The organism is Streptomyces flavofungini, from assembly GCF_030388665.1.
Classification (GTDB): domain Bacteria; phylum Actinomycetota; class Actinomycetes; order Streptomycetales; family Streptomycetaceae; genus Streptomyces; species Streptomyces flavofungini_A.
In genome coordinates this window covers 6,667,116-6,693,051 of the sequence record NZ_CP128846.1, presented here as the reverse complement: position 1 = coordinate 6,693,051, position 25,936 = coordinate 6,667,116, and the positions used below count along the sequence as shown (strand labels likewise).

The window sequence follows — 25,936 nt, the reverse complement described above, 5'->3', positions numbered from 1 at the left end:
ACGGGTGTGCGGCGTCGGCCCGACGCCGGACGACGTACCCACCTGCGCTACTCGGCGACGTACTCCACGTACAACGGAGTCGCGACGACGTACCGCACGTCGCCGCACTCGAGGGCCGCGGTGACACGGGCGTACCCCCGCATCCACGCGGCCGTCTCCACGGGCAGCTGCCGGTCGAGGGCGGCCAGGAGCTGCCGGGTGCCTTCGAGGAGGGTCACCGGGCTGACGGGCTCCTGGGCTTCGTCCTCACTGGTGGCGTCGGGCTGACTGGTGAGGGAGCCGAGGAGCACCGAAGCCTGGGTCGTGAGGAGTTCGACCCAGTCGCCACCGCTGCAGTCCCACCCGCCCGCGTGGTGCACCGTCTCCGACAGGGCGGGCGGCTCGGCGACGACCGGCACGCGGCCGCCCGCCAGATGCTCCACGGACCCGTGCAGGAGCAGCCGCACGGCGCCCCCGGTCTCGTACCCCTCCACGCCCCGCGGCGGATCGACGAACAGCACCATCCCCGGCGCCGCACCCCGCAGCGCGCGGAAGTTCAGCGGCGCCTCGAACTGCACCCAGCTCCCGGCCCTGAGCCCCGGTTCCGCGAACCACCCCGCGGCGGCCGACACATGCCGCACGATCCGCCGCAGCCGCTCCCCACGCTCCCGCTCGGCGTCCGGCACCTCCGGATCGAGCCCCACACCGCCCACCGGAGTGGTCACCTGCCACCCGCCACGGACCAGGCGCCGGGGCCTGTCCGGCATGAACTGCCGCAACTTCCGGTCGGACAGATAGACAAGCTCGCGCACGACGCTCCTCGGGGGTGAGCTGGCTCCACGACGACTCCACACGGCGGCACCTCCTGCCGGTGAACGCCATTGTGGGCACGCCCGTCCCCCGAGACGGACCGGAAAGTCGAATCGGGAACAAGTGACCGAGAACCGCATCAACGCCTGACCAGGTCAGCACCTGACCGCATCAGCGCCTGCCGAGACAGACATCAGGGCCCGCCGAGACAGAACGGATGCGTCAGGCCGGTTCGGAGCCGTCGCGGTCGGCCGACTGCGCAGTTGACCGAAGGCCTCACCCCCGGACATCCACGTCCCGGAACTTCTCTGTCCCAACAGGTCACAGGCCCCAGCACCCCGAATTCCGGGCAGCGGCCGGAATGCGACTGTGACCGTCGGACAGCCGCCGCAGACTCCGGTCACCCTCCTCCCAAAGCCTCCCCCCCCCCCACGAAGAAGCCGGAGACTCCGCCCGGGCTGGGTGGCGGTGCGACGAGAAGGGCCCCCGCCCGGGCGAAACGCCTGGGCAGGGGCCCTTTCCTCAGCCGACCGGCAGACGAGTCGGGCTGTACGCCGGGTTCTGTCGCCCGGTCGCCTCGCGGCGGCCGGGGAGACGGCCATCCATCTAGGGCCTGCGTTGCCGCAGGCCTCGTGCGGTCTACCCGCGGACTCGGGCGGGCAGCCCTCGGTCGTCCGCGCAGAGCGCGTTTCACGGCGCTCCTTTTGACCTTGCTCCAGGTGGGGTTTACCTAGCCGCCTGAGTCACCTCAGGCGCTGGTGGTCTCTTACACCACCGTTTCACCCTTACCGAGGACCGAGGTCCCCGGCGGTCTGTTCTCTGTGGCACTGTCCCGCGGGTCACCCCGGGTGGCCGTTAGCCACCACCTTGCCCTGTGGAGCCCGGACGTTCCTCGGGAAGGTCCACCAGGACCTCCACGCGGCCGTCCGCCCGGCTCGTCTGCCGTGTCGACCATGGTACCCGTCGGGGCGCGGGCCGGGCGCCGGTGGCGGCCGTGGCCAGGAAGGAGCCGGCGAGGATCAGGGTGAAGGCGGCGGCGAAGGTCGCGGTGAGGGATTCGGAGAGGAAGGCGAAGCCCGCGGCGGCGGCGACGGCGGGGTTGATGTAGGTGAAGACCACCGCCCGCGTCGGGCCCGCCTCGCGGATCAGTTCGAGGAAGACGATGAAGGCGAGGGCCGTGCAGATGACGCCCAGGCCCGCGAGTGCCGCCAGGGTCTTTCCGTCCGGGAGGGTGTCGGGCCAGGTCACCGCGGCCGCGGGGGCGTAGACCAGGGCGGCCAGGGTCAGGCAGGGCGCGATGAGTTGCAGGGTCGGTACGTCCTTGAGGTGGCGGGCCACGATCAAGGGGGCGATGGCGTAGCCGAGGGCCGTGAGCAGGACCTCCGTCAGGGACCAGGCGTCGCCTCCCGTCAGGTGCGGGACCGTGAGCACCGCGACCCCGGCGAAGCCGAGCGCCAGACCCGTCACCCGGCGCGGGCCCAGGCGTTCCGTGTCGCCGAAGAAGCGGGCCAGGAGCGCCCCGATGATCGGGACCGCGGCGATGAGGAGGCCCGCCGTGGAGCTGGAGAGGTGGCGTTCCGCGTCCGTCAGGGTCCACCACGGGCCGAGGATCTCCACGCAGGCGAAGACCAGCATCGGACGCCAGTGCGTGCGCAGCACGGCGGGCATGCCGCCCTGGCGTATTGCGAAGGGGAGCAGGAGCGCGGCGCCCAGCGCACAGCGCGTGAACACCACCATCGACGGTGTCAGATCGCTGTCCACCGCCACTTTGATCATGAGGTACGGGATGCCCCACAGGACGCCCATGAGAGAGAAGAGAAGCCAGCCTCGTGCGGTCATGGGGGGAGTTTCGGACAGGGGGGAGGGCCGTGTCTTGAACGTTGTTGCGGCCCCGGCCTCGATCCCGGCCTCGACTACTCCCGGGCGGCCTCACCCGCACGCTCCCCCGCCCGCACGCTCTTCCGGTACGCCGCCGGCGTCACCCCGACCACCCGCCGGAACCAGCGCGTCAGATGCGCCTGGTCGGCGAAGCCCACCCGGCCCGCCACCGCCGCCGGGCGCAGTCCGCTCTCCAGGAGCGCGCGGGCCCGGGTGACGCGGTGCTGCGCCAGCCAGGCGTACGGGGGCATCCCCATCGTCGTACGGAAGGCGCGGAGCAGTTGGTAGCGGGACAGGTCCAGTTCCGCGGCGAGTTGGGCGAGGGTGGGGGGCGTGAGGACCTCGTCGGCGAGGCGGTCGCGGACGGCGAGGGCGATGGTGGTCGCGCCGGGGACGGGGGCGGCCGGGTCGGGCGCGGGGCGTGTGCTGCCGTAGCGGTCGGCCAGGGCGGTGAACAGGCCGGTCAGGCGGCTCTCGGCGGTGAGCGTGGCGAGCCGGTCCCGCGGGCCCGGGGTCCGGGCGGCCGCGCTCAGGCCGGTGTGGGCGGCCCGCAGCGCCGCCGCGAGCCGGGGGTCGTCGAGGACCGCGTCGCGGAAGTGCGGCGTGGTGCGGGCGCCGTCGGCGAACAGGTCCGGGGAGGGGTACATCGAGCGGTACGCGTAGCCGCCGCCGGTGCCGGGGCGGCCGGTGTGCGGTTCGCCGGGGGCCAGGACGACGATGGAGCCGGGGCCTATGTCGAGGCGGCCGCCCCGGTAGTCGATGATCTCGGTGCCGCCGACGCAGACGCCCACGGTGAACTCCTCGTGGGCGTGGGGCGCGTAGCGGTGGCGGTCGAAGCGGGCGGTCAGGAGGTCGAGGGCGGTGCCGCCGCCCAGGGCGGCCCGGGTCCACAGGGCGCGCTCGCCGGGCGAGGTGCCGTGCGGCGGGTCGGTGCGGTTCTCCTCCATGGGCCCCTCTTCCGTGCCTGGCCTGGGTACGCGCCCACGGCAGTTCGTCTCGCTCTCGTTGAACGCTCGCCCGCCCGCGTTTCATGCCCCCGCGCGCCGGGTCCGCCCGCCGGGTCCGCTCACCTCACCCGTGCCGGTGCCCCCACCCGTGTCCGCTTGACCTTGCCGCAGCGTCAACGTTTCTACTGAGGGCATGCGCATCGGAGAGATCGCCGCCGCCGTCGGGCTCACGACGCGCGCCATCAGGCACTACCACCACCTCGGGCTGCTGCCCGAGCCCGCGCGGCGGCCCAACGGCTACCGGGACTACGGGCTCCGCGAGGCCATCGTGCTCGCCCGCGTCAAACGGCTCACCGAGCTGGGGCTCGGCCTCGACGAGGTGCGGGACGTGCTCGCGGACGACGCGGGGCGCGAGCTCACCGAGGTGCTCGCCGAGCTGGACGACGACCTGGCCAGGCAGGAGGCGGACATCAAGGCGCGGCGGGCCCGGCTCGCCGAGTTGCTGCGGCTGGCCGACGAGGGGCTCCTGACCGGGGAAGGGCCGGTCTCGGCGGGGCTCGCGGAGCTGTTCGGGCGGTTCGGGCCCGCCGCTGCCGGGTCGCCCACCGCCGCCAAGGACCTCGAACACCTGGCCCTCTTCGACGCCACCCTCGACCCGGCCCGCCGTGACGTCGTCTACGGCGCCCTGCGCCGGCTCGCCGACGACACCGAACTCGCCGCCCGCATGCGCGCGTTGTACGCCCGCCTCGACGAACTCGCCGACGCCCCGCCGGACGACCCCCGGGTCGAGCCGCTCGGCCGGGATCTCGCGGCCGTCGTCCCGGAGGACTTCCTCGCCGCCCTCACCCGGGAGGGCGAGGGCCCGGAAGGCGGGGAGGGCGCGGGGCGGCCCGCGCACGGCGACGCCTTCGGGGAGGCCTTCCTCGACGACTTCGCGCCCGCCCAGGCCGCCGCCGTGCGCGTCATGCTGAGGCACCTCGGCGACCGGACGGGGTGGACGCCGTGAAGCGCCTGGTCCGGGTCGTGCGGCGGCTCACCGTGCACGAGCTGCGGGGGTTCCACAGCCTCGCCCTGTGGGTGGCGCGGCGGCGGCACGGGCTCGGGGCGGGGGCGCGCCCGGCCGCGTACACCGGGCCGCAGACCGCGATGCTCTTCGGCTTCGCGTTCGTGGCGGTGGTGGAGACCGTCGTCCTGGCGCTCATCGTGCCGTGGCCGCTCGTGCACTCGGCGCTGCTGTTCGTGGACGTCTACACGGTCCTGCAGATCCTCGCGCTGCACGCGGCGTCCGTGACGCGGCCTCATGTGGTGGGCGCGGACGGGTCGTTGCGGGTGCGGTACGGGCAGTTCCTCGATCTGCGGATCGCGGCGGCCGACATCGCGCGGGTACGGGTGGAGCGGCGCTACCCCGAGGGGCGCACCGTCCAGGCGCACGAGGACGGCACCCTCGACGTCGCCGTCGGCAACCAGACCACCGTCACCGTCGAACTCGCCAGGCCCGTCGCCTTCGTACGACCGCTGGGGCTGCCCGGCGAGGCCCGCGTAGTGCGGCTGCACGCCGACGACCCGCGCGCCCTGGTCGACGCGCTCACGCGGCCCGCCGCCGCGGACACCGCACCGGACCCCCGCACGTCAGGCGCCGCCCCGGGCCCCCGCACGGCCACGGACGACACCGCGCCGCACCCCCTCACGCCGGAGTGAACAGCACCGCCGCCCGCCCCGGATCGGCCTGTGTGAGCCGCACCCGCAGCCGCTCCCCCAGCGGCAGCCCGCGCTGCCCGTCAGCGCCACCCGCCCCGCCCGGCCCGGCCTCGATCCGGGCGACGACCGCGGGCTCCGCCAACTGCACGGTCCCCACGGTCGGTTCACGCTCCTTCACGTCGACCACCACCCCGTCGAACACCTCGCCCACCCGGTCCTTCAGGAGGGCCGCCTCGACGATGTCCACGCTGCCGCGCTCCACGGAGTTGGCGCGCCGCGTGCCCTCGGCCATCTCCCGGGGCAGCTCGGGCAGGGCGGCGAGCACCCAGTCCGGCGGCCCGGCGCCCGCGCACGCGGCGAGGCAGAGCTCGGCGGCGTAGCGGTCGACGAGGCGGCGCAGGGGTGCGGTGCAGTGCGCGTACGGGGCGGCCACCGCCGCGTGCGTCGTCAGCTCCGGCACCTCGCCGCCGCTGAACACCGTGTACCCGGCGCCGCGGAGCAGCGTCGTGCACTCCTGCAGGAACGCCGCGTGACGCGGGTCGCGCGGGTCGAGGGAGCGGACGAGGCGGGCGTACGGGACGTGGTGCGGCCAGTCGACGCCGAGGGCCTTCGCGGTGTGGCGCAGGCGGGCGACGGCGCCGTCGGGGGCGAGCGGCAGGGTGCGCAGCACGCCGGCGCCGGAGGCGATCATGAGGTCGGCGGCGGCCATGCCGGTGAGCAGGGAGATCTGGGCGTTCCAGCCGTCGGCGGGCAGCGGGGCGCGGAAGCCGAGTTCGTACGTGCCGTCCTTCTCGGTGATCTCCTGCTCGGGCACGTTCAGGGAGATGCCGCCGCGCTCGACCTCCAGTTGCTCGCGCAGCCGTCCCACCTCGGCGAGCAGCGCGAGCGGCTCCTCGGCGGTGCCCGCGTCGATGGCGCGCTGCACGCCCTCGTAGTCGAGTTTGGCGCGGCTGCGGACCAGGGCGCGGCGTACGTCGGTCCGTTCGGTGCGGCCGCCCGCGTCCAGGTCGAGGGTCCACAGGACGGCCGGGCAGGTCTGGTCGGGGAGCAGGCTGGCCGCGCCCTCGCTGAGCGGGGTGGGGTGCAGGGGGACCTTCCCGTCGGGGAAGTAGAGGGTGGTGACGCGGTGGTGCGCCTGTGCGTCCAGCGGTCCGCCGGGGGTGACGTAGGCGGCCACGTCCGCGATCGCGTACCGCACCCGGTAGCCGCCGCTCCGCCGCCGCGACAGGTGCATCGCCTGGTCCAGGTCCACGGACGTCGGCGGGTCGACGGTGAAGAAGGGGACGCCGGTCGCGTCCTCGTCCGGGAGGCGGGGGGCCGCCGCGGCGCGCTCGGCCTCCGCGAGCACGTCGGCCGGGAACGTCTCCGGTACGCCGAGCTCGGCGCGCAGGTCGCGCAGCGCGGCCCGCAGCGGAGCCTCGGCTGCGCCGGTCACATGCAGGTGGCGGCGGGGCATGCACCGAGCGTATGGCGGGGGCGGGGGGTCGGCACCCCGTACGCTTTCGCGGGGGCCGCACCCCCTGAACGCACCCCGGCCGGCGACGACCCGTACCCGGCCGAAACGAAAACGGAGAAGCGATCGTGCTCGTCCTGTTGCCGCCGTCCGAAGGCAAGGCCCCGTCCGGACGGGGGGCGCCGCTGAAGCCGGAGTCGCTGTCCCTGCCCGGGCTCGCCGACGCGCGCGCCGCCGTCCTCGACGAGCTCGTCGAGCTGTGCGCGGCCGACGAGGACAAGGCGCGGGCCGTGCTCGGGCTCAGTGAGGGGCTTCGCGGGGAGGTCGCCAAGAACGCCGAGCTGCGGACCGCCGGGGCGCGGCCCGCCGGGGAGATCTACACCGGCGTCCTCTACGACGCCCTCGACCTCGCCTCCCTCGACGCCGCCGCCAAGCGGCGTGCCGCGCGCTCCCTCCTCGTCTTCTCCGGCCTCTGGGGGGCCGTCGGCGTCACCGACCGGATCCCTTCCTACCGCTGCTCCATGGGCGTCAAGCTGCCCGGGCTCGGGGCGCTCGGCGCGTACTGGCGCGGGCCCATGGCGGACGTGCTGCCCGCCGCCGCGGGGGACGGGCTCGTCCTCGACCTGCGGTCCGCCGCGTACGCCTCCGCGTGGAAGCCCAAGGGGGAGGTGGCCGGGCGCACCGCCACGGTGCGCGTGCTGCACGCGCAGGTCGTCGACGGGGTGGAGCGGCGGTCCGTCGTCTCCCACTTCAACAAGGCCACGAAGGGGAGGATCGTGCGGGCTCTGCTCGCCGCGGGGATCTCTCCCGGCTCCCCCGCCGAGCTCGTCGTCGCGCTGCGGGACCTCGGGTACGTCGTGGAGGCGGAGGCGCCCTCGCGGGCGGGGCGGGCCTGGGGGCTGGATGTGGTGGTGCGGGAGATTCATTGAGGGTGCGGGCCGGTTGCCCTGCCGGGGGCGCCCCAGTCCCACCCCTTTCCCGAAACCGGGGCTTCGCCCCGGGCCCCGGGGGTGGGTGTCCCGTGGCGAGTGGGAGGGTCCTCCCTCGAATCGGCGCTCCGCGCCTCGTCCTCGATCACCGGAGCTGGAAAGGTGGCCCCGGGGCAGGCTGGAAGTGCCCCGGGGCGGGCTGGGGTGCTGCGGGCCGAGTCGGATGCGGCGTCGCGGACTGAAGGTGTTCCGGGCAGGCAGTGCGGACGGCCCCGGTCGAGGTGATTGCGGGGGCTGGTGGGTGGGAGAGAGCCCGTCCGGCGTTTGAGGACGAGGCGCGGAGCGCCGATTGCGGGGGCGACCCCGGGGCGCGTTGCGGCGTGCGCAACGGGCTTTGCGCAGGGCGCGTACCCGGGGGCACGATGACCTCATGAACCCCGCTGCCGCCGCCAAGGCCTCCGTGCTGGACCTCGCCCCGGTCATCCCCGTAGTCGTCATCGACGACCCCGCGGACGCGCTTCCCCTGGCGCGAGCCCTGGTCGCGGGCGGCCTCCCGGCGATCGAGGTGACCCTGCGGACGCCCGTCGCCCTGGACGCGATCCGGGCCATCGCGGCCGGCGTCCCGGACGCGGTGGTCGGCGCGGGGACGATCGTCTCGGCGGCGAACGTCACGGCCGCGGCCGACGCGGGCGCCCGTTTCCTGGTGAGCCCGGGCTGGACGCCGACGCTGCTCGACGCGATGGCGGCGTCGGGGCTGCCGTTCCTGCCGGGCGTCTCGACGACGTCGGAGGTCGTGGCGCTCCTTGAGCGCGGCGTCGAGGAGATGAAGTTCTTCCCGGCGGAGGCGGCGGGCGGGACGCCGTATCTGAAGTCCCTCGGGGGCCCGCTCCCCCAGGCCCGCTTCTGCCCGACGGGCGGCATCACTGCGGCGTCCGCCCCGGCCTACCTGGCGTTGCGGAACGTGGGCTGCGTGGGCGGCAGTTGGATGCTCCCGGCGGACGCGGTGGCGGCGAAGGACTGGACACGGGTGGAGTCCCTGGCCCGCGAGGCGGCGGCCCTGCGCTGAGGCCGCGTACGAGCGCGCGGCGGCGGACCGGGCACGGCTCGGACGCATACAACAGCGGACGGGGCGCGGCTCCGGAGCGGACGGGGGCGGCCCGGAGCGGACGGGGTCGGCCCGGCCGCGCGAGCGCGCGCAGCCGTCCCGCCCCACCGCCTGCCTCAGCGCAGATGCCCCGTGTCGTTCAGCAGCCGCAGGCTCGCGTTGCCGTCGCCGTAGTACGCCACCGCCGACAGCGAGGCCGCCGACAGTTCCATCCGGAACAGGGACTCGGGCGGCGCGCCGAGGGCGAGCCGGACGAGGGTCTTGATGGGCGTGACGTGCGTGACGAGCAGCACGGTGCGGCCCGCGTACGCGGCGAGGAGGCGCTCGCGGGCGGCCTCGACGCGGGTCGTGACCTCGGCGAACGACTCGCCGCCCGGCGGCGCGACGTCCGGCGATGCCAGCCACGCGGTCAGCTCGTCGGGCTGCCGCTCGCGCACCTCCGCGAAGGTCAGCCCCTCCCAGTCCCCGAAGTCCGTCTCGCGCAGGCCTTCTTCGAGGTGCACGTCGAGGCCGAGCCGGGCGGCGACGGTACGGGCGGTCTCCTGGCAGCGCAGGAGCGGTGAGGAGACGACGGCCTGGACGGTGCCGCGCGCGGCGAGCGCGGCGGCGACGCGGACGGCCTGCTCCCGGCCGACGTCGGAGAGGGAGGGGTTGCTCCCGCCGCTGCCGGAGAAGCGCTTCTGGGGCGTCAGCGGGGTCTCGCCGTGCCGCAGCAGGACGAAGGTGGCGGGGGCGCCCAGGTCGGCGGGCGCGGCCCAGCCGACGGGCGGAACCGCCGTACCGGGTGCGTCCGCCGCGACGGCGCCCCCACCCGTCGTACTCCCGAGTGCGGCACCGTCACCGCCACCGGCGGCCACGGACCGGGCGGCCCGCACGTCGGCCACCTCGGCCGCCCCGGCCGTCTCGGTCACGTCCGCACCGCCGCCCCGGGCCACCGTGGCCGAGGCACCGAGCGCACTCGCCGTGAACCCGGCCTCGCCGCCGCCCCCGGCCCCCGTACCGCGCCCGGCGGAGGCTCCCGCCAGCGCGGCCCGCGCCTTCGCCGCGCCCGCGGCCGCGTCCCCGGGCGGCCCGGCGGGCGCGGTGGCGCCGGCCGTGCGCGCGGGCCGGTCGAGCTCGGCCGTCGACGCCGACGGCGACCACTGCTCGCCGCGCTTGCCCGCGTCCATGGCCTCGTTGGCGAGCCGGTCGGCGTGCTTGTTCTTCTCGCGCGGGATCCACTCGTACGTCACCCGGTCCCCGGGGAGCACCCGCGCGGCCTCGGCGGCGAGGGGCTTCATGTCGGGGTGCTTGATCTTCCAGCGGCCCGACATCTGCTCGACGACAAGCTTGGAGTCCATGCGCACGTGCACGCTCGCCTCCGGGTCGAGCGCGTGGGCCGCCTTGAGGCCGGCGACCAGGCCCTTGTACTCGGCGACGTTGTTCGTCGCGACGCCGATGTACTCCGCGGCCTCGGCCAGGGTCTCCCCGGACTCCGCGTCGATGACGACCGCGCCGTAGCCCGCGGGTCCCGGGTTGCCCCGGGAGCCGCCGTCGGCCTCGACGATGAACTCCCGCACCGCGCCCGCCCCTTACAGGCCGGACTCGGCGGTGCGCACCAGGATGCGGCTGCAGTTCTCGCAGCGCACGACCTTGTCGGGCGACGCCGCCTTGATGTCGTTCACCTCGGTGATGTCGAGCTCCAGGCGGCAGCCCTCGCAACGCCGCTGGTGGAGCTTGGCGGCGCCGATGCCGCCCTGCTTCGCGCGCACCTTGTCGTAGAGGGCGAGCAGGTCGGCGGGGACGGACCCGGCGACGACCTCGCGCTCCTTGGTGACGTTCGCGGCCTCGCGGTCGAACTCGCCGGTGGCGGCGTCCCGGCGGCCCGTCGCGTCGTCGATCTTCGACTGGATCGAGCCGACGCGCTCGGTCAGCTCGCTCACGCGCTCCTGCGCGGACTCACGGCGCTCCATGACCTCCAGGACGACGTCCTCCAGGTCACCCTGGCGCTTGGCGAGGGAGGCGATCTCCTTCTGGAGGTTCTCCAGGTCCTTCGGGGAGCTGATCGCACCGGAGTCCAGGCGCTTCTGGTCGCGGGCGGCGCGCTGGCGCACCTGGTCCACGTCCTGCTCGGCCTTGGTCTGCTCGCGGGCGCAGTCGCTCTCCTCCGTCGTCGCGGCGACGAGCAGGTCGCGCAGTTGCGTGAGGTCCTTCGTCAGGGACTCGATCTCGGCGTGCTCGGGCAGCGAGGCGCGCTTGTGCGCGAGCTGCGCGAGGCGTACGTCCAGGTCCTGGAGGTCGAGAAGGCGGATCTGGTCGGCGGGCGCGGCGTTCAGTTGGGGGCTCCAAGGGGATCGGGGTCGGAAGGCGCGCGCGTAGCGCTCGCTGCGAGGGTGGTGGTGGACGACGCCGCGTGGGCGGTCCAGGGGTCGGTGACGGTCTTCGACACGTGGACGCGCAGTCCCCAGCCGTGCCGGTCGGAGATCTCGTCGAGCTGCGCCGCGGCCAGCTCGCACCACGGCCACTCGGTGGCCCAGTGCGCGGCGTCGAGCAGCGCGAGCGGCGCCTGTGCGCGGGCCTCCGACACCGGGTGGTGGCGCAGGTCGGCGGTGAGGAAGGCGTCCACGCCCGCGGCCCGCACGGCGTCGAAGAGGCTGTCGCCGGAGCCGCCGCTGACAGCGACCCTGCGGACGGTCTGCCCGGGGTCCCCCGCGACTCGGACGCCCTGCGCGGTGGCGGGCAGGCGGGCGGCGGCCAGCTCGGCGAACTCGGCGAGCGGCAGCGGGTGTTCGAGCTCGCAGACCCGGCCGAGGCCGCGGCGTCCGGCGGCGTCCGACGGGTCCGGCACGAGCGGCCCCACGACGCGCAGGCCGAGGGCGCCCGCGAGGGCGTCGCTCACCCCCGGGTCGGCGGAGTCGGCGTTCGTGTGGGCGACGTGCAGGGCGACGTCGTGCTTGATCAGGTCGTGCACGACGCGGCCCTTGAACGTCGAGGCCGCGACCGTCGTCGTACCCCGCAGGTACAGCGGGTGGTGCGTGACCAGCAGGTCCGCGCCGAGGCGTACCGCCTCGTCGGCGATCTCCCGGACGGGGTCGACGGCGAACAGGACCCGCGAGACCTCGGCCTCGGGATCACCGCACACGGTGCCGACGGCGTCCCACTGCTCGGCCCGCTCCGCGGGCCACAGGGCGTCGAGAGCGGCGATGACTTCAGACAGACGGGGCACGGGGAAAGGCTACCTTCCCGCCGCGCCCCGCAGGCCATGGGTCACGTACAGCTGAAGTGCCGTGACAAGGGGCTACGTACGTTTCGTCGGGCTACTTGACGAGGTGGCCGCGGAGGTCGTCGAGGACCTTGTCCGCCGCCGTCACACCGAGGCCCAGGTACCAGGTCTCGTCAGGGACGTCCTTGGCCCGGCCGTTCCCGACCGCGTCGAGCTTCTTCCACAGCGGGTTCTTCTCGGCGCCGGAGCGGCCGGTCTTCTTGGCGTCGCCGTAGACGCCGGTGAAGATCCAGTCGGCGTCGGCCTCGTCGATCTTCTCCGGGCTGATCTCCACGGCGAGGTCGTTGACCTGCTGGTTCTTGGGCCGCGGCAGGCCGGCGTCCTGGAGGATGGTGCCGACGAACGACGCCTTGGCGTAGAGCCGGATGCGGTCGGGCATGTAGCGCAGCATCGTGACGGTGGGCTTGTCGGCGCCGAGGTCCTTGTCCAGGGCCTTGGCCTTCTTCTCGTACGCGCCCAGCTTGGCCTCGGCGGCGGCGGTCCTGTCGAGCGCGGCGGCGTTGAGGAGGTAGTTCTCCTTCCAGGTGAAGCCGGGGCGCACGGAGAAGACGGTCGGGGCGATCTTGGCGAGCTGCGGGTAGAGCTTGGCGGCGCGCAGCTCGCTGCCGAGGATCAGGTCGGGCTTGAGGTTCGCGATCGCCTCCAGGTTGAGCGCGTTGATCGTGCCGACGTTCTTCGGGCTGCCCGCGTCCTTCTTCAGGTACGAGGGGATGCCGTCGTCGCCCTCGGTGGGGGCGTAGCCGACGGGCTTCACACCGAGGGACACGACGTTGTCCAGCTCGCCGACGTCCAGGACCACGACCCGCTTCGGCGCCCGCTTCAGCTCCGTCTTGCCCAGCGCGTGCTCGATGGTGCGCGGGAACTGGCCCGGCTTGGCGCCCGTGCCCATCTTCGCCGTCTTCTCGGCCGCCTTGGCGAAGTCGTCGCCGCCCTGCGCGACGGCCTTGCTGCCGGAGCCACGGTCGGACTTGCCGGAGCCGTCGTCGCCCGACCCGCAGGCGGACAGGGCGAGCGCACCGACGACGGCGAGCGCGACGGCGGCAGCTCCTCTGTGGGGGCGGTGAGGCAGGTGGCGTGGGGACATCGGTGCTCCAGGGGCTGTACGGGGGGTGCCGTCCGTCCCCGGGAGGGGCGAGCGGCACCGGGCTCCGGCTCGGATCCGGGCGTGGGTCCGCACACGGATCCCGTCCGGGAGAACTTAGGTTCGCCTAACCATAAGCGCCGTTTTCCAGCCAGCACAGTCGCCCCCTCCCTCTCAGGCGAATCGTCACTTCGCCACACGTACGCGTGAAGCCGGGGGGCTCGTCTGCCACGCCAGAGCGTGCGAAAACTAGCGTCGCGGACGGAGGTGACCCCAGATGACAGCCCCTGTGGCCGAGCCCTCACCCATGCCGTCCGCCCTGCCGGGGAGCGGGGGCGCGGCCGGAATCCGACCAGAGCGCACGGCCGGGGCGGAGGCGGCGTCCGCTCCGGTGGCGGGTCCGGGTCCGGCTCCGACACCGGGCCCTGCCCCGGGCCCCGCATCGACGTCGGGTCCGGGTCCGGCGTCGATTCCGGGTCCGGGTCCGGCGTCGATTCCGGGCCCGGCGTCAGGTCCGGCTCCCGCGTCAGGTCCGGCTCCGACGCCGGTCCCGGGCTCGGCGCCCGCGTGGGCCCCGGCTTCGGGCCCGGCTTGCGTGACGGGGCTGACCTCGGTCCAGGTGCCTGTCCGAACACAGGCCCCCGGCCCCGTCGTCCAGCCCCCCGGCCCCGGCCCCGCCCCCGCCCCCGGATCAGCACCGGTACCGGCAGAGCCCGCCCCTGGCTCCGAGGCGTCGGCGCCGTCGCGGAGCGAGGGTGCCGGGCGGGCGAAGCGCGGCCCGGCACCCTCCGGTGCGGCAAGCGCCCCCGCTCCCCCTGCCGCCCCGGGCCCACCAGCCACCCCCGGCCGGACCCCCGCGCCCGCACCCGCCCTCAGCCCCCCACCCCCCGCCATCACCGCCGACGGCGCCTACGCGGCCCGGCTCGCACATCGCGGCGGGTGCTGGTTCCCGGAGCGGTGGACGCTGGACACCGCCGAGCCGTACGCGGTGCCGCTGCCCTCGCACCAGCCCGAGGAACCCGGTACGCGGGTGCTGCCGATGGCCGACGGGCGGGTGCTCGTCCACCGGCGCGCGGCCGGGCGGCACCTCTTCTCCCTGCTGTACCCCACCGGGCCGAGCACCGGCGAGGTCGCGCTCGGCGGCGTGGAGTGCGAGGGCGCCGACCTGACGCTGCTGCCGCCCGCCCCGCGCGGCGCCTACGCCTACGCCCTCGCCGTCGGGGCCCGCTCCACCGCCGTGTGGATGGTCGCCGGCGGCTCCTTCGGGCCCGAGCACCTCGCCGAGATCCCCGGCCGCTGCACCGGCGGCGTCTGGCTCGACCGCACCAACCGCATGCTGGCCCTCGACCGCGAACTGGACGGCCCCACCAAGACGGTGGCCGTCGATCTGGAACGGGGCGGCGAGGTCACCCCCCTGCTCCAGATCGCCGCCGACAGCGACGACCGGCTGCTCCTCGCCGACGCCGACAGCGGGCTGCTCCTCATCCGCTCCGACGCGCCCGGCGAGACCCGCCTCGGCTGGGGCGTCCTCGGCAGCACCCGGCCCGTGCGCTTCCCCGAATGCCTGCGGATGCCCGGCCGGGCGGTGACGCCGTTCGCGATCCAGCCCGGGCAGGTGCTCATGCCGGAGAGCTGCACGGTGGCCCTCCGGGTGGACGACGGGTCCGGCGACTCCTCGCCCCGGCTGTGCGGTTGGCGCCCCTCCGAGCGGCGGGTCCACCAACTCACCGCGCCCGAGGGGTGGTTGTCCGGCTCCGGACGGTGCACCCGTGACGGGGTCCTTGAGTTGCCCTACGTCACGGGGACCGTCCCCTGCGGCATGGCCCGGGTCCAGGTGCCCTCGCCGGTGCCCGCCCCGCAGCCGGACAGTGAGGCGTCCGAGCAGGTCACGGGGGTGGTCGGGGGTGTGCGGGCGGCTCGGCCCGTGCCGTTGCAGCAGGCGCCTCTCGGCGGGCGGGGGGTGGGCGGTTAGACTCGCCCGGCTGTACGAACGATCTTTGCTACGGGGTGAGTTTGATGAAGACCGAGAAGGTGGCTGCCGAGCCGCGGCAGGAGGGCGTTGTGGATCCTCGGGAGGGGGTCTCGCTCTCCGGGAGCGCGGAGGTCGGCGGGGCCGGGCGGCATCGGGGGCCGGTGGCCGAGCACGATGAGGAGACCGCGCCTCGGGGGCGGCATCGCCGGGAGGCGGGCAGGGGCTGAGGCGGGGCCTCGCCGGGGGCTCCCCGGTCCCGCCCCTTCCCGGCTGCGTCAATGTGCGGCTCCGCCGCGTGGGGGCTCCGCCCCAGACCCCCCTCCTCAATCGCCGGACGGGCTGGCTGGTTCTGGCCCGTCCGGCGATTGAGGACGAGGCGCGAAGCGCCGATCAGCGGGGGTCCGGGGGCGGCAGCCCCCGGTTTCGGGAAGGGGCGGGATCGGGGAAAGCCCCGCAGGGCCCCACCTCACCCCCGCCGCAACCCCAGCACCTCCGCCGCCCCGAACGTCTCCCCCTCCGGCCGGGAGGCGAAGTACGGCGAGAGCGCCTCGTCCAGCTCGGCGAAGCCGAACACCCCGCCGGCGGAGTCGAACTGCGCCGCGACCCGCGGCCGTTCGACGACGGCGACCATCCCGCCGTGGACGACGAGCACCTGCCCGTTGACCCGCCGCGCAGCGGGCGAAGCCAGATACCCCACCAGCGGAGCGACATGCTCCGGCGCCAACGGATCCAGCTCCCCCTCCCCGGGCTCGGCGAACCCGGCGAAGACGTCTGAGGTCATCCGGGTCCGCGCCCGCGGACAGATGGCGTTGGTGGTGACGCCGTACTTGGCGAGAGCAAGGGCCGTGGAGGTCGTGAGCCCCACGATCCCGCCCTTGGCCGCCGCGTAGTTGGGCTGCCCGGCGGACCCGGCGAGGAACGCCTCGGACGAGGTGTTGACGATGCGCCCGTACACGGGCCCACCGGCCTCCTTGGAGCGCTCGCGCCAGTGGGCGGAGGCGAACCGGATGGTGTTGAAGTGACCCTTGAGGTGGACGCGGATCACCGAGTCCCACTCGTCCTCCGACATGGAGAAGATCATCCGGTCCCGCAGGATGCCCGCGTTGTTGACCAGGATGTCGAGTTTGCCGTACGTGTCGACGGCCGACTCGACGAGGGCGCGTGCCTGTTGCAGGTCGGCGACGTCCCCGGTGTGGGCCACGGCCTTCCCGCCGGACTCCCGGATCTGTGCCGCGACCTCCTCGGCGGGCGCGGCCGACGCCTCGCCGGAGCCGTCGCGGCCCGGCTGCCCGAAGTCGTTGACGACGACGCTCGCGCCGAGCCGGGCGAGTTCCAGCGCCTCGGCCCGGCCGAGCCCGCGGCCCGCCCCGGTGACGACGGCGGCGAGACCTTCAAGTGGCAGTGACATACGGGTACGTGCTCCTCTCACCTGACTTCACGGACCGCTCCCGCCGACGCACGCCTCAGATCTCGATGCACGTCCGCAGCGCCGTCCCCGACCGCATCTGCTCCAGCGCCTCGTTGATCTCGGCCAGGCGCACCCGGTGCGTGATCATCCCCTCCAGGTCGACGCGCCCCGCGCGCCACAGGGCGATGGCCCGCTCGTACGACCGGAGCACGTCCCCGCCGCCGTACAGCGAGGGCAGGATCCGCTTCTCGTCGAAGAACAGCTCGAACATGTTGAACTGCACCTGGTCGTCCATGGCGCCCGCGCCGACGACGCAGAGGGTGCCGCCGCGCCGGGTCATCTCGTACGCGGTGCGGGTCGTCGCGGACTTGCCGACGACCTCGAAGACGTAGTCGAAGCCCTCGCCCGCGGTCACGCGCTGGCGGGCGTCGGACAGTTCGTCGGGGGCGACGGCCTGGGTCGCGCCGAAGCGGAGCGCGGCCTCGCGCCGGGACGCGACCGGGTCGACGGCGATGATCTCCGCGGCGCCCTTGAGCCGCGCGCCCTGGATCGCGGAGACGCCGACGCCGCCGCAGCCGATGACGGCGACGGACGAACCGGCCGCCACGTCGGCGGTGTTGATGGCGGCGCCGAGCCCCGTCGTGACGCCGCAGCCGATGAGCGCGGCGATGTCGAAGGGCACGTCGTCCGGTATGGGCACGGCGCAGGACGCGTCGACGACGATCTCCTCGGCGAAGGTGCCCGTGCCCGCGAAGCCGAAGACGTCCGAGCGGTCCCCGGAACGGCGGAAGTTGGGGGTTCCGGCGTTCATGAAACCGGCCAGGCACAGCTGGGTCTGGCCGCGGCGGCACGCCGGGCACTGCCCGCACGCCGGGAGCCAGCACACCAGGACCCGGTCGCCCGGTTTGACGTTGCCGACGCCGTCGCCGACCTCCAGGACCTCGCCCGCGCCCTCGTGGCCGGGGACGAACGGCGCGGGCTGCGGCAGCACGCCGTTCATGGCGGACACGTCGGAGTGGCACAGGCCGGTGGCCCGCACCCGGATCCTGGCCCTGCCCGGGCCGAAGCCCACCGCCTCGACGTCGTCGAGCACATCGAGCTTGTCCTGGCCTGTCTCGTGCAGTACGGCTGCGCGCATGGCTGTGCGGCTCCTCTCATCCCGGCGGCGCGTGACCGCCGGTACGTGACGTCAGTTCGGCTCCACCCGTCAGCGGTCCGGCTCCGCCCGTCAGTTCAGCTCCACGACCGTGTCCGTGAGGACCGGCGCGTCCTGCCGTTCGACGACCGTGACGGCGACCCGCACCCGGCTCTCCGACTCCCACATGCCGATGCGCAGCGTCTCGCCGGGCAGGACGACCCCGGCGAAGCGCGTGCGATAGGCCCGTACCCGGCTCACGTCGCCGCCGAGGACGGTGTCGACGACGGCCTTGAGCGTCATGCCGTACGTGCACAGGCCGTGCAGGATCGGCCGGTCGAAACCGGCGAGCTTCGCGAACTCGGGGTCGGCGTGCAGCGGGTTCCAGTCGCCGGACAGGCGGTAGAGCAGGGCCTGGTCGGGGCGGACCGGGCGTTCGACGACGTGGTCGAAGGGGCCCTCCGGCGCCTCGGGGCTGCCGGACGGGCCGCGCTCGCCGCCGAACCCGCCCTCGCCGCGCACGAAGATCTGCGCGTCGCTGGTCCACAGCGGGCCCTCGTCGTCCGCGGCCTCGGAGCGCAGCACGAGGACGGCCGCCTTGCCCTTGTCGTAGACGGCGGCGACCTTGGAGCTCGTGGTGGCCCGGCCCTTGACGGGGATCGGGCGGTGCAGTTCGACGCTCTGGCCGCCGTGCAGCACGGCGGCGAGGTCCACGTCGATGCCGGGTGCGGCGAGGCCGCCCATCATGCCCATGCCCGCGCCCGCCACGGTGGCGAAGCTGGGCAGGACGTGCAGCCGGGACTCCAGGGTGTAGCGGAGCTCGTCGGGGTCGGTCGCGGGGTCGGCGAGGTCCGGGTTGGCGCCCGCGCCGAGGCCCAGGTGGTAGAGCTGGATGTCCTTGTGGTCCCAGGTGATCTCGGCGCTGCGGGGCTTCGCGGCCAGGGCCTGCGCGGCATCGATGGGCATGGGGTGACGGCTCCTCGCGGGCTGCGGGTGACGGTCCTGCGGCGCGTGCGGTGTGCGGGCGGTGGTGCCGTGTGCTCCGGGGAAGACCTCGGTGCGTCCGTCCGCACCGTCGGCCGCACCGAGGTCGTCTGCGGCGGCCAAGGCGTCCCGGTCGCCGGTCCGCCGATCTGCTGGTCCACCGGTCCGCCGGTCGTTCTAGAACGCGTTCTAGGCCGATGGCCCCATGTATAGCCCAGCGCCCCACGGTTGGGAAGAGTGCTGACGTCACGTCAGATAAGGCGGGGCGGGCCCGCCCGGGGCCGCCGGCGGTGACATTTGTCCCGGCGGACTCGGTACGGACCTCACTGCCGCGGCGGCACCCCCGCTCCGTACTGTCGAGGGCACGGGGACCGCGGGGGACGCGGGCCCGCCCGATCGGGGAGCGAGACATGTCCTGGAAGCACAGGGTGACCTGCCGACTGCACGGCCTGCGGGGGCAGCGGGACTCCTGGCGGGAGCAGAAGGCCGACTGGCGGGAGCGGAAGCGGGCGGGTGATCAGGACGCCCTCGTGCAGTCGGGACCGCCCAACGGCTTCGCGCTCCTCCCGTGGCTCCTGATGGGCCTCGGCGCCTTCTCGCACCTCCTCCAGGGCAAGACCCCGAACCCGTGGATCGGCGGCATCGGCCTGTTCGTCTTCAACTCCCTCTACATCGGCGTGGCCTTCCGCGCCTTCGACAAGCGGGCCCGGGAGTCGCGCACGACGCTGGCCATGCTGGTCGTGATGGGCGCGCTCACCGTGGGCCTCGCCGCCGGGTACGGCGGCAACTGGCTGATGTACTTCCCGCTGTTCGGCCTGGCCGTGGGCGCCGTCCTGCGGGGCCGCGGCCTCGGTCCCGTGGCCCTCTCGCTGAGCGCGCTCGCGGGCGCCGTCGCCGGGTTCCGGGAGGGCTGGGACGGCATCAACATCGCGTACGGCACGTTCCTGTCCACGATGGTCACGGCCGCGATCCTGTCCCTGTCGGAGGCGGTGCGCGACCTGCGCGCCGCCCGTGAGGAGCTGGCGCGGCGGGCCGTGGCCGAGGAGCGGCTGCGCTTCTCCCGCGACCTGCACGACCTGCTCGGCCACACGCTCTCGCTGATCGTCGTGAAGTCGGAGGCCGCGCGCCGCCTCGCCCCGCGGAGCATGGACGCCGCCCTGGCGCAGATCACCGACATCGAGTCCGTGGGCCGCCAGGCGCTCACCGAGATCCGCGAGGCCGTCACCGGCTACCGGGACGCGGCGCTGGCCGCCGAGCTGGACCGGGCCCGCGAACTGCTCGACGCGGCCGGCGTCGAGGCGGTCGTACGGCAGTCGGGGCCGCCGCTCGGCCCCCGGGCGGAGGCGCTGCTCGGCTGGGTGGTGCGGGAGGCCGCCACCAACGTCGTACGGCACGCGCGGGCCCGCCGGTGCGAGATCGAGGTCGCCGCGACCTCCGAACAGACCCGGCTGACGATCACGGACGACGGCCGCGGCGTAGGCTCGACCACGCCCGGCAGCGGGCTGAAGGGCCTGGCCGAACGCCTCACGGCGGTGGGCGGCGCACTGGAGTCGGGGCCCGAGCCGCGCGGTGGCTTCCGGGTCACGGCGGTGCTGCCGGTCACCGAGGACCACGATGCCACCGCCGCCGGCCACGTCACCGACGCGGCGCCCGCGCGTGCGGGCGCCCACGAGGAGCGCGTTCGATGATCAGAGTCCTGCTCGCCGAGGACCAGGGCATGATGCGCGGCGCACTGGCCCTGCTGCTCGGGATGGAGGAGGACATCGAGGTCGTCGCGCAGGTCGCGGCGGGCGACGACATCGTGCACACCGCGCTCACCGCACGTCCCGACGTGGCCCTGCTCGACATCGAGCTGCCGGGGCGCAGCGGGCTCGACGCGGCGGCTGACCTGCGCACGGAGGTCCCCGACTGCCGGGTCCTGATCCTCACCACCTTCGGCAGGCCCGGCTATCTGCGCCGCGCCATGGACGCGGGCGCCGCGGGGTTCCTCGTGAAGGACGGGCCCGTGGAGGAGTTGGCCGAGGCGATTCGCGCCGTGCTGCGCGGGGAGACCGTGGTCGACCCGGTGCTCGCCGCGGCCGCGCTCGGGGCCGGGCCCAATCCGCTGACGGCCCGGGAGGCCGAGGTGCTCAACGCCTCCGTCGACGGTGCGACGGTCGCGGACATCGCGGCGGCGCTGCGTCTGTCGGAGTCGACGGTGCGGAACTATCTCTCCGCGGCGATCGGCAAGACGGGGAGCCGCAATCGGATGGAGGCGGTTCGCGTCGCTCGGCGTGAGGGGTGGCTGTAGGCGCTTCCTCGCCGTGGGGCGGGGTTGCCCCGGGGGCTGCAGCCCCCGGGACCCCCGCTGTCGGCGCTCCGCGCCTCGTCCTCAATCGCCGGACGGGCTCGATCTGTCCGGCTTCGGCATCGCCACCAGCACGAGCACCACCGCCGCCGTCAGGAACACCGCTCCCCACAGGAACGCCTGGGCGTAGCCCTCGGCCAGGGCGTGGGTGCCGGGGCGGTCGCCGGTGCGGGACGCGGCGATGGTGGAGAGGACCGCGAGGCCGAGGGAGCCGCCCATGGTGCGGGAGGTGTTGATGAGTCCGGCGACGAGGCCCGCGTCGCCGGGGTCGGCGCCGCTCGTGGCGAGGGAGGCGAGGGGCGTGCCCGCGAGTCCGGCGCCGAGCATCATCAGGATGCCGGGGAGCATGATCGAGGTGACGTACGCCCCGTCGGCGTCGAGGGCCCGCCACTGCCAGAGGAAGCCCACGGCGGCGACGAGGACACCGATGACCGTGACGCTGCGGGCGCCGAGGACGCGCATCAGGCGGGGGGCGACCTTGGAGCCGACGACGACGCTGACCGAGCTGGGGATCAGGGCGAGCCCGGCCTCCAGCGGCGTGTAGCCGAGGACGTTCTGGGCGTAGAGGGTCATGAAGAACCACATGGCGAACATGCCCATGCCGCAGACGAACATCGTGGCGTTGGCGGCCGACACGGACCGCACCCGGAACAGCGCGAGCGGCATCAGGGGCGCCTTGGCGCGGGCCTCGACGGCGAGGAAGGCGCCGATCAGGGCGAGCCCGAGGGCCAGCGGCACCACGGTGGCGGCGGCGGTCCAGCCCTCCACCTCGGTCTGCACGATGCCGTACGCGAGGGTGGCGATGCCGCCGGTCACGAGCACGGCCCCGGGCAGGTCGAGGCGGCGCGCGCCGCTCGCGCGGCTCTCGCTGATCCAGCGCAGCGCGGCGGCGAGGACGAGGACGCCGACGGGCACGTTGACGAGCAGCGTCCAGCGCCAGGACAGGCCGTCGGTGAGCAGGCCGCCGACGAGTCCGCCCGCGGCGCCGCCGCCCGCCCCGACCGCGGACCAGGTGGCGATGGCCCGCACCCGGGCGGGCCCCTCCGGCACGGCGGAGGTGAGGATCGTCAGCGTCGAGGGGGCGAGCACGGCGGCGCCGAGGCCCTGCACGGCCCGCGCGAGCAGCAGTTGCCAGCCCTCCTGGGCGAGCCCGCCCGCGAGCGAGGCCAGCGTGAAGAGCCCGAGGCCCACCAGGAACATCCGCTTGCGCCCGAAGAGGTCACCGGCCCGCCCGCCGAGCAGCATGAACCCGGCGAACGCGATGGAGTACGCGTTCACGACCCACTGCAACCCCGTGGCGCTCAGGCCGAGATCGGTCCGCATCGACGGCAGCGCCACGTTCACGACGGACACGTCGAGGACGACGAGGAACTGTCCGGCGCACGCGGCGGCCACGACGAGCCAGGTGGGCGGAGTGGGGCGACCCGATATGCGGGAGGTCGGGGTGTCGGCGGGGGTCTGGAGCATGGCCCTCATGCTGACAGCTGGGCGTGTGGCCCGTACATCGGAAATAGGGGGCAGGGGGTCTGGGTCGGGAGTCCTAGGTCCTTGCGCGGGGCGGCGAACGCGGGGCGGCCGCCGCGGTCGCGGCCACCACCGCGTGAGCAGTCTCACCCCGGGCGCTACAGCCGCGGTCGCGTGAGGAGCGTCACCATCGCCGCCCCGCCGAGGCCGACGTTGTGCGCGAGTGCCGTCCGCGCCCCGGGGACCTGGCGCGGTCCCGCCTCGCCCCGCAGCTGCCAGCTGAGTTCGGTGGCCTGGGCCAGGCCGGTCGCGCCCAGGGGGTGGCCCTTGGAGATGAGGCCGCCGGAGGGGTTCACCACCCAGCGGCCGCCGTACGTCGTCGCGCCGGACTCCACGAGCTTGCCGGATTCGCCCTCCTCGCAGAGGCCGAGGGCCTCGTAGGTGAGGAGTTCGTTGACGGAGAAGCAGTCGTGCAGCTCGATGACGTCGAGGTCGTCGGGGCCGAGCCCCGAGGCGTCGTACACCTTGCGGGCGGCCGCGCGGGCCATCGGGGTGCCGACGACGTCGAGGCAGCTGCCGGAGGCGAAGGACTCCGCGGTGTCGGTCGTCATGGCCTGGGCCGTGATCTCGACGGCGCGGTCCCCGAGCCCGTGCCGGTCCACGAACGCCTCGGACGCCACGACCACGGCGGCGGCGCCGTCCGACGTCGGGGAGCACTGGAGCTTGGTGAGCGGGGCGTGCACGGTCCGCGCGGCGAGGATCTCCTCGGTCGTGTACGCGTCCTGGAACTGGGCGTTGGGGTTGTTGACGGAGTGCCGGTGGTTCTTCGCGGCGACCGCCGCGAGCTGCGCGGGCGTGGTGCCGTACCGCTCCATGTGCTCGCGTGCCGCGTTGCCGAAGAGCTGGGCCGTGGGCGGCGAGGCCTCGAAGCCGTGCCGGGCCGCCATGACGCCGTAGTGCCGGGCCACCGGGGATGTCGCGAAGTCGCCGTCGCTGCCGCCGCCGAGCGAGCCGCGCTTCATCTTCTCGAAGCCGAGCGCGAGGACGCACTCGCTCTGCCCGCCCGCCACGAACTGCCGGGCCATCATGAGGGCCGTGGAGCCCGTGGCGCAGTTGTTGTTGACGTTGTAGACCGGCACTCCGGTCAGGCCCAGCTCGTATGCCGCCCGCTGGCCCGCCGTCGACGCCTGGAAGCAGTATCCGGCGACGACCTGCTCCACTTGCTCGTAGGTGATCCGGGCGTCGGCGAGCGCGGCGGTGCCCGCCTCCTTCGCCATGTCCCAGTACTGCCAGTCGCGGGTCTCGGGCTTCTCGAACTTCGTCATGCCGACGCCGACGATGTAGCTCTGCACCGCTGGGGCTCCTTCCGAGAGCGGGCGGCAAGACTAGAACACGTTTCAGTTCACCGGAAGGGCGACGGCCCTCCTCGCGTACAGAACCGGTCAATGACGGGTCAAGACTTCCCTTGGTTCGACATCCGTCGGAATAGTCGCCCAGGGATACAGGTTCATCCTGCATATACCTGCGGGTGCCCCACCCACCGCCACTCTTCCTGCCGGAGGCCGCACGCCCATGTCCCACGCGACGACCCACCCCCGCGGTGACCGCGCCACGCGCGGAACCGGCGGTGTCGTCCCCGTCCTCGCCTTCGCGGGCATCGTCGTCGCCGTCATGCAGACGCTGCTCGTCCCCGTCATCAAGGACCTGCCGACGCTGCTCGGCACCGAGCCCTCCAACGCCACCTGGGTCATGACCTCGACCCTGCTCGCGGGCGCCGTCTCCACGCCGATCATGGGCCGCCTCGGCGACCTCTTCGGCAAGCGCCGGATGCTGCTCACCAGCCTCGCCGTGATGGTCGTCGGCTCCCTGGTCTGCGCGTTCACCGACGACCTGCTCGTGATGATCGTCGGCCGGGCCCTGCAGGGCTTCGCGATGGGCGCGATACCGCTCGGCATCGGCCTGATGCGCGACGAGCTGCCGCGCGAGAAGCTCGGCTCCGCGATGGCCCTGATGAGTTCGTCCATCGGCGTCGGCGGCGGCCTCGCCCTGCCCGCCGCCGCCCTCGTCGCCCAGCACACCGACTGGCACGCGCTGTTCTTCGGGGCCGCGGGCCTCGGCGTCCTCGCGATGCTGCTCATCTTCTTCCTGGTGCCGGAGAGCCCGCTGCGCGCCGAGGGCACCTTCGACGTGGCCGGCGCCCTCGGCCTGTCCGCCGGACTCGTGCTCTTCCTGCTGCCCATCACCAAGGGCAGCGACTGGGGCTGGAGTTCGGGCCTGACCCTCGGGCTCTTCGGGGCCTCGGCCGCCGTCCTGCTCCTGTGGGGCGTGATGGAACTGCGCCTGCAGGCACCGCTGGTGGACCTGCGCACCACCGCCCGCCGCGAGGTGCTGCTCACCAACCTCGCCTCGATCATGGTCGGCGTCGCCTTCTACGCCATCTCGCTCGTCCTGCCCCAGCTCCTCCAACTGCCCACGTCCACCGGGTACGGCCTCGGCCAGTCCATGGTCGTCGCGGGCCTGTGCGTGGCACCGCTCGGCCTGACGATGATGTTCACCGCTCCGGTGTACGCGCGCCTCTCGGCGAAGTACGGCCCGAAGGTCACCCTCATCCTCGGCCTGCTGATCATCGCGGTCGGCTACGGAGCGGGCCTCGGCCTGATGAGCGCCGCCTGGCAGACCATCGTCATCTCGGTGATCGTGGGCGCGGGCATCGGCCTCGCCTACTCCTCGCTTCCCGCCCTCATCATCGGCGCCGTCGACCCGTCCGAGACGGGCGCGGCCAACGGCCTCAACACCCTGATGCGGTCCATCGGCACGTCCGTGTCGAGCGCCGTCATCGGCATGGTGCTCGCCAACACCGCGACCCACGCGGGGCCGGTCGACATACCCACCATGGAGGGCTTCCGCACCTCCTTCCTCATCGCCACCGGCGCCGTCGCCATCGGGCTGCTGCTCGCCCTGTTCCTGCCGGGACGGGGGCGCGCGCCCGCCCAGGAGAAGCCGCAGCTGCGGGCCAGCAGCGAGGAGGACGCGGGCATCGAACGGGCCGCGCGGGCCGTGCGGGCCCTCGGCGGCTTCCAGGGCCGGGTCCTCGCCGCCTCCGGGGCGCCGGTCGCACGGGCCAAGGTCACGCTGATCGACCACCGGGGCAGGCAGGCGGGCGCCGCGCTGACGGACGGCGAGGGGCGCTACGCCCTGGAGGTCCCGGCCGACGGCCCCTACGTCCTCGCCGCGACGGCCGCGGGACACGCCCCGCACGCCGCGTCCGCCGCGCACCCCGGCGGGGAGCGGCCGGTGGAGGTCGACCTGGCCCTGCCGGGCGAGAGCGAGGTCCTGGCCTGAGGGGGAGGCCCCGGCCGGGGCCGACCCGGCCACCCCACGGACCACCGCGCCCCCGTCACCCCCATGACGGGGGTGTGGTGCACGATGGGGCGCCCCCATGTCCGTGAGCGGGCGCCCAGGGCGTCCGTACACGCGGGCCCGT

The 25,936-nt window shown here is 74.3% G+C and carries 20 protein-coding genes, 1 other RNA gene and 1 pseudogene; 8 read left to right on the top strand and 14 right to left on the bottom strand.

Annotation, left to right across the window (positions count from 1 at the left end; genetic code table 11):
• Positions 1 to 47: 47 nt before the first annotated feature.
• The 4 genes and pseudogenes from QUY26_RS28570 to QUY26_RS28560 all read right to left on the bottom strand — a co-directional run bounded on the left by QUY26_RS28570 (position 48) and on the right by QUY26_RS28560 (position 3,614).
• Positions 48 to 791, bottom strand: a complete 744-nt coding sequence (locus QUY26_RS28570; RefSeq protein ID WP_289951567.1) for an SAVMC3_10250 family protein — start codon at positions 789 to 791, stop codon at positions 48 to 50.
• A 532-nt stretch (positions 792 to 1,323) separates the two neighbouring features.
• Positions 1,324 to 1,727, bottom strand: an RNA gene (gene rnpB / locus QUY26_RS28565) — RNase P RNA component class A.
• Between the two features lie 70 nt (positions 1,728 to 1,797).
• Positions 1,798 to 2,628: pseudogene (locus QUY26_RS40980) on the bottom strand (DMT family transporter); the annotation flags it as partial.
• A 74-nt stretch (positions 2,629 to 2,702) separates the two neighbouring features.
• Positions 2,703 to 3,614 (bottom strand): helix-turn-helix domain-containing protein, encoded by a 912-nt coding sequence (locus QUY26_RS28560; protein WP_289951566.1) that lies wholly within the window; start codon positions 3,612 to 3,614, stop codon positions 2,703 to 2,705.
• Between the two features lie 193 nt (positions 3,615 to 3,807).
• On the opposite strand from QUY26_RS28560, the gene QUY26_RS28555 reads away from it, so the two are divergent.
• On the top strand, positions 3,808 to 4,620 hold the full coding sequence (locus tag QUY26_RS28555) for a MerR family transcriptional regulator (RefSeq protein ID WP_289951564.1): 813 nt from the start codon (positions 3,808 to 3,810) through the stop codon (positions 4,618 to 4,620).
• Positions 4,617 to 5,312, top strand: a complete 696-nt coding sequence (locus QUY26_RS28550) for a hypothetical protein (RefSeq protein WP_354670713.1) — start codon at positions 4,617 to 4,619, stop codon at positions 5,310 to 5,312. Before QUY26_RS28555 ends, QUY26_RS28550 begins: the two co-directional genes overlap by 4 nt.
• On the opposite strand, the gene QUY26_RS28545 is transcribed toward QUY26_RS28550, so the two are convergent.
• A complete protein-coding gene (locus QUY26_RS28545; protein ID WP_289951562.1) occupies positions 5,299 to 6,768 on the bottom strand; it encodes an RNB domain-containing ribonuclease in 1,470 nt (489 codons plus the stop codon). The genes QUY26_RS28550 and QUY26_RS28545 overlap by 14 nt on opposite strands.
• A 125-nt stretch (positions 6,769 to 6,893) precedes the next feature.
• Between QUY26_RS28545 and yaaA the strand changes: the two genes are divergently transcribed.
• Together yaaA and eda are read left to right on the top strand one after the other, a co-directional pair.
• Complete coding sequence (gene yaaA, locus QUY26_RS28540; RefSeq protein ID WP_289951560.1) at positions 6,894 to 7,694, top strand: peroxide stress protein YaaA; 801 nt, start codon at positions 6,894 to 6,896, stop codon at positions 7,692 to 7,694.
• A 430-nt stretch (positions 7,695 to 8,124) separates the two neighbouring features.
• Complete coding sequence (gene eda / locus QUY26_RS28535) at positions 8,125 to 8,760, top strand: bifunctional 4-hydroxy-2-oxoglutarate aldolase/2-dehydro-3-deoxy-phosphogluconate aldolase (RefSeq protein ID WP_289951557.1); 636 nt, start codon at positions 8,125 to 8,127, stop codon at positions 8,758 to 8,760.
• Positions 8,761 to 8,915: 155 nt separating this feature from the next.
• On the opposite strand, the gene QUY26_RS28530 is transcribed toward eda, so the two are convergent.
• The 4 genes from QUY26_RS28530 to QUY26_RS28515 form a co-directional block, all read right to left on the bottom strand.
• Positions 8,916 to 10,358, bottom strand: a complete 1,443-nt coding sequence (locus QUY26_RS28530; protein WP_289951555.1) for a bifunctional RNase H/acid phosphatase — start codon at positions 10,356 to 10,358, stop codon at positions 8,916 to 8,918.
• Positions 10,359 to 10,370: 12 nt separating this feature from the next.
• A complete protein-coding gene (locus QUY26_RS28525; protein WP_289956136.1) occupies positions 10,371 to 11,114 on the bottom strand; it encodes a zinc ribbon domain-containing protein in 744 nt (247 codons plus the stop codon).
• Positions 11,111 to 12,004, bottom strand: coding sequence for a Nif3-like dinuclear metal center hexameric protein (locus QUY26_RS28520; protein WP_289951553.1), 894 nt, complete (start codon positions 12,002 to 12,004; stop codon positions 11,111 to 11,113). The genes QUY26_RS28525 and QUY26_RS28520 overlap by 4 nt, the downstream gene beginning before the upstream one ends.
• A 91-nt stretch (positions 12,005 to 12,095) precedes the next feature.
• On the bottom strand, positions 12,096 to 13,145 hold the full coding sequence (locus QUY26_RS28515; RefSeq protein ID WP_436840422.1) for an ABC transporter substrate-binding protein: 1,050 nt from the start codon (positions 13,143 to 13,145) through the stop codon (positions 12,096 to 12,098).
• 616 nt (positions 13,146 to 13,761) lie between these two features.
• Here QUY26_RS28515 and QUY26_RS28510 point away from each other — a divergent pair.
• Positions 13,762 to 15,114 carry a hypothetical protein gene (locus QUY26_RS28510; RefSeq protein WP_289951550.1) on the top strand — a complete coding sequence of 451 codons (1,353 nt, stop codon included), beginning with the start codon at positions 13,762 to 13,764 and terminating at the stop codon, positions 15,112 to 15,114.
• 466 nt (positions 15,115 to 15,580) lie between these two features.
• Here QUY26_RS28510 and QUY26_RS28505 read toward each other — a convergent pair whose 3' ends face one another.
• From QUY26_RS28505 to QUY26_RS28495, 3 genes are all read right to left on the bottom strand, one after another.
• Positions 15,581 to 16,522, bottom strand: a complete 942-nt coding sequence (locus tag QUY26_RS28505) for a 3-oxoacyl-ACP reductase (RefSeq protein WP_289951548.1) — start codon at positions 16,520 to 16,522, stop codon at positions 15,581 to 15,583.
• Positions 16,523 to 16,577: 55 nt separating this feature from the next.
• A complete protein-coding gene (locus tag QUY26_RS28500; protein ID WP_289951546.1) occupies positions 16,578 to 17,660 on the bottom strand; it encodes a Zn-dependent alcohol dehydrogenase in 1,083 nt (360 codons plus the stop codon).
• Positions 17,661 to 17,750: 90 nt separating this feature from the next.
• Positions 17,751 to 18,623, bottom strand: coding sequence for a MaoC/PaaZ C-terminal domain-containing protein (locus QUY26_RS28495; protein WP_289951542.1), 873 nt, complete (start codon positions 18,621 to 18,623; stop codon positions 17,751 to 17,753).
• A gap of 428 nt (positions 18,624 to 19,051) precedes the next feature.
• On the opposite strand from QUY26_RS28495, the gene QUY26_RS28490 reads away from it, so the two are divergent.
• Together QUY26_RS28490 and QUY26_RS28485 are read left to right on the top strand one after the other, a co-directional pair.
• Complete coding sequence (locus QUY26_RS28490; protein ID WP_289951541.1) at positions 19,052 to 20,329, top strand: sensor histidine kinase; 1,278 nt, start codon at positions 19,052 to 19,054, stop codon at positions 20,327 to 20,329.
• Positions 20,326 to 20,931, top strand: a complete 606-nt coding sequence (locus tag QUY26_RS28485) for a response regulator transcription factor (protein WP_289951539.1) — start codon at positions 20,326 to 20,328, stop codon at positions 20,929 to 20,931. The genes QUY26_RS28490 and QUY26_RS28485 overlap by 4 nt, the downstream gene beginning before the upstream one ends.
• Before the next feature lie 81 nt (positions 20,932 to 21,012).
• Here QUY26_RS28485 and QUY26_RS28480 read toward each other — a convergent pair whose 3' ends face one another.
• Both QUY26_RS28480 and QUY26_RS28475 read right to left on the bottom strand, forming a co-directional pair.
• On the bottom strand, positions 21,013 to 22,455 hold the full coding sequence (locus QUY26_RS28480; protein WP_289951538.1) for an MFS transporter: 1,443 nt from the start codon (positions 22,453 to 22,455) through the stop codon (positions 21,013 to 21,015).
• Between the two features lie 155 nt (positions 22,456 to 22,610).
• A complete protein-coding gene (locus QUY26_RS28475; protein WP_289951536.1) occupies positions 22,611 to 23,804 on the bottom strand; it encodes a lipid-transfer protein in 1,194 nt (397 codons plus the stop codon).
• 220 nt (positions 23,805 to 24,024) lie between these two features.
• On the opposite strand from QUY26_RS28475, the gene QUY26_RS28470 reads away from it, so the two are divergent.
• The gene (locus QUY26_RS28470; protein ID WP_289951534.1) at positions 24,025 to 25,794 is read left to right on the top strand and encodes an MFS transporter; all 1,770 of its coding nucleotides are present in this window, start codon (positions 24,025 to 24,027) and stop codon (positions 25,792 to 25,794) included.
• Positions 25,795 to 25,936 lie beyond the last annotated feature (142 nt).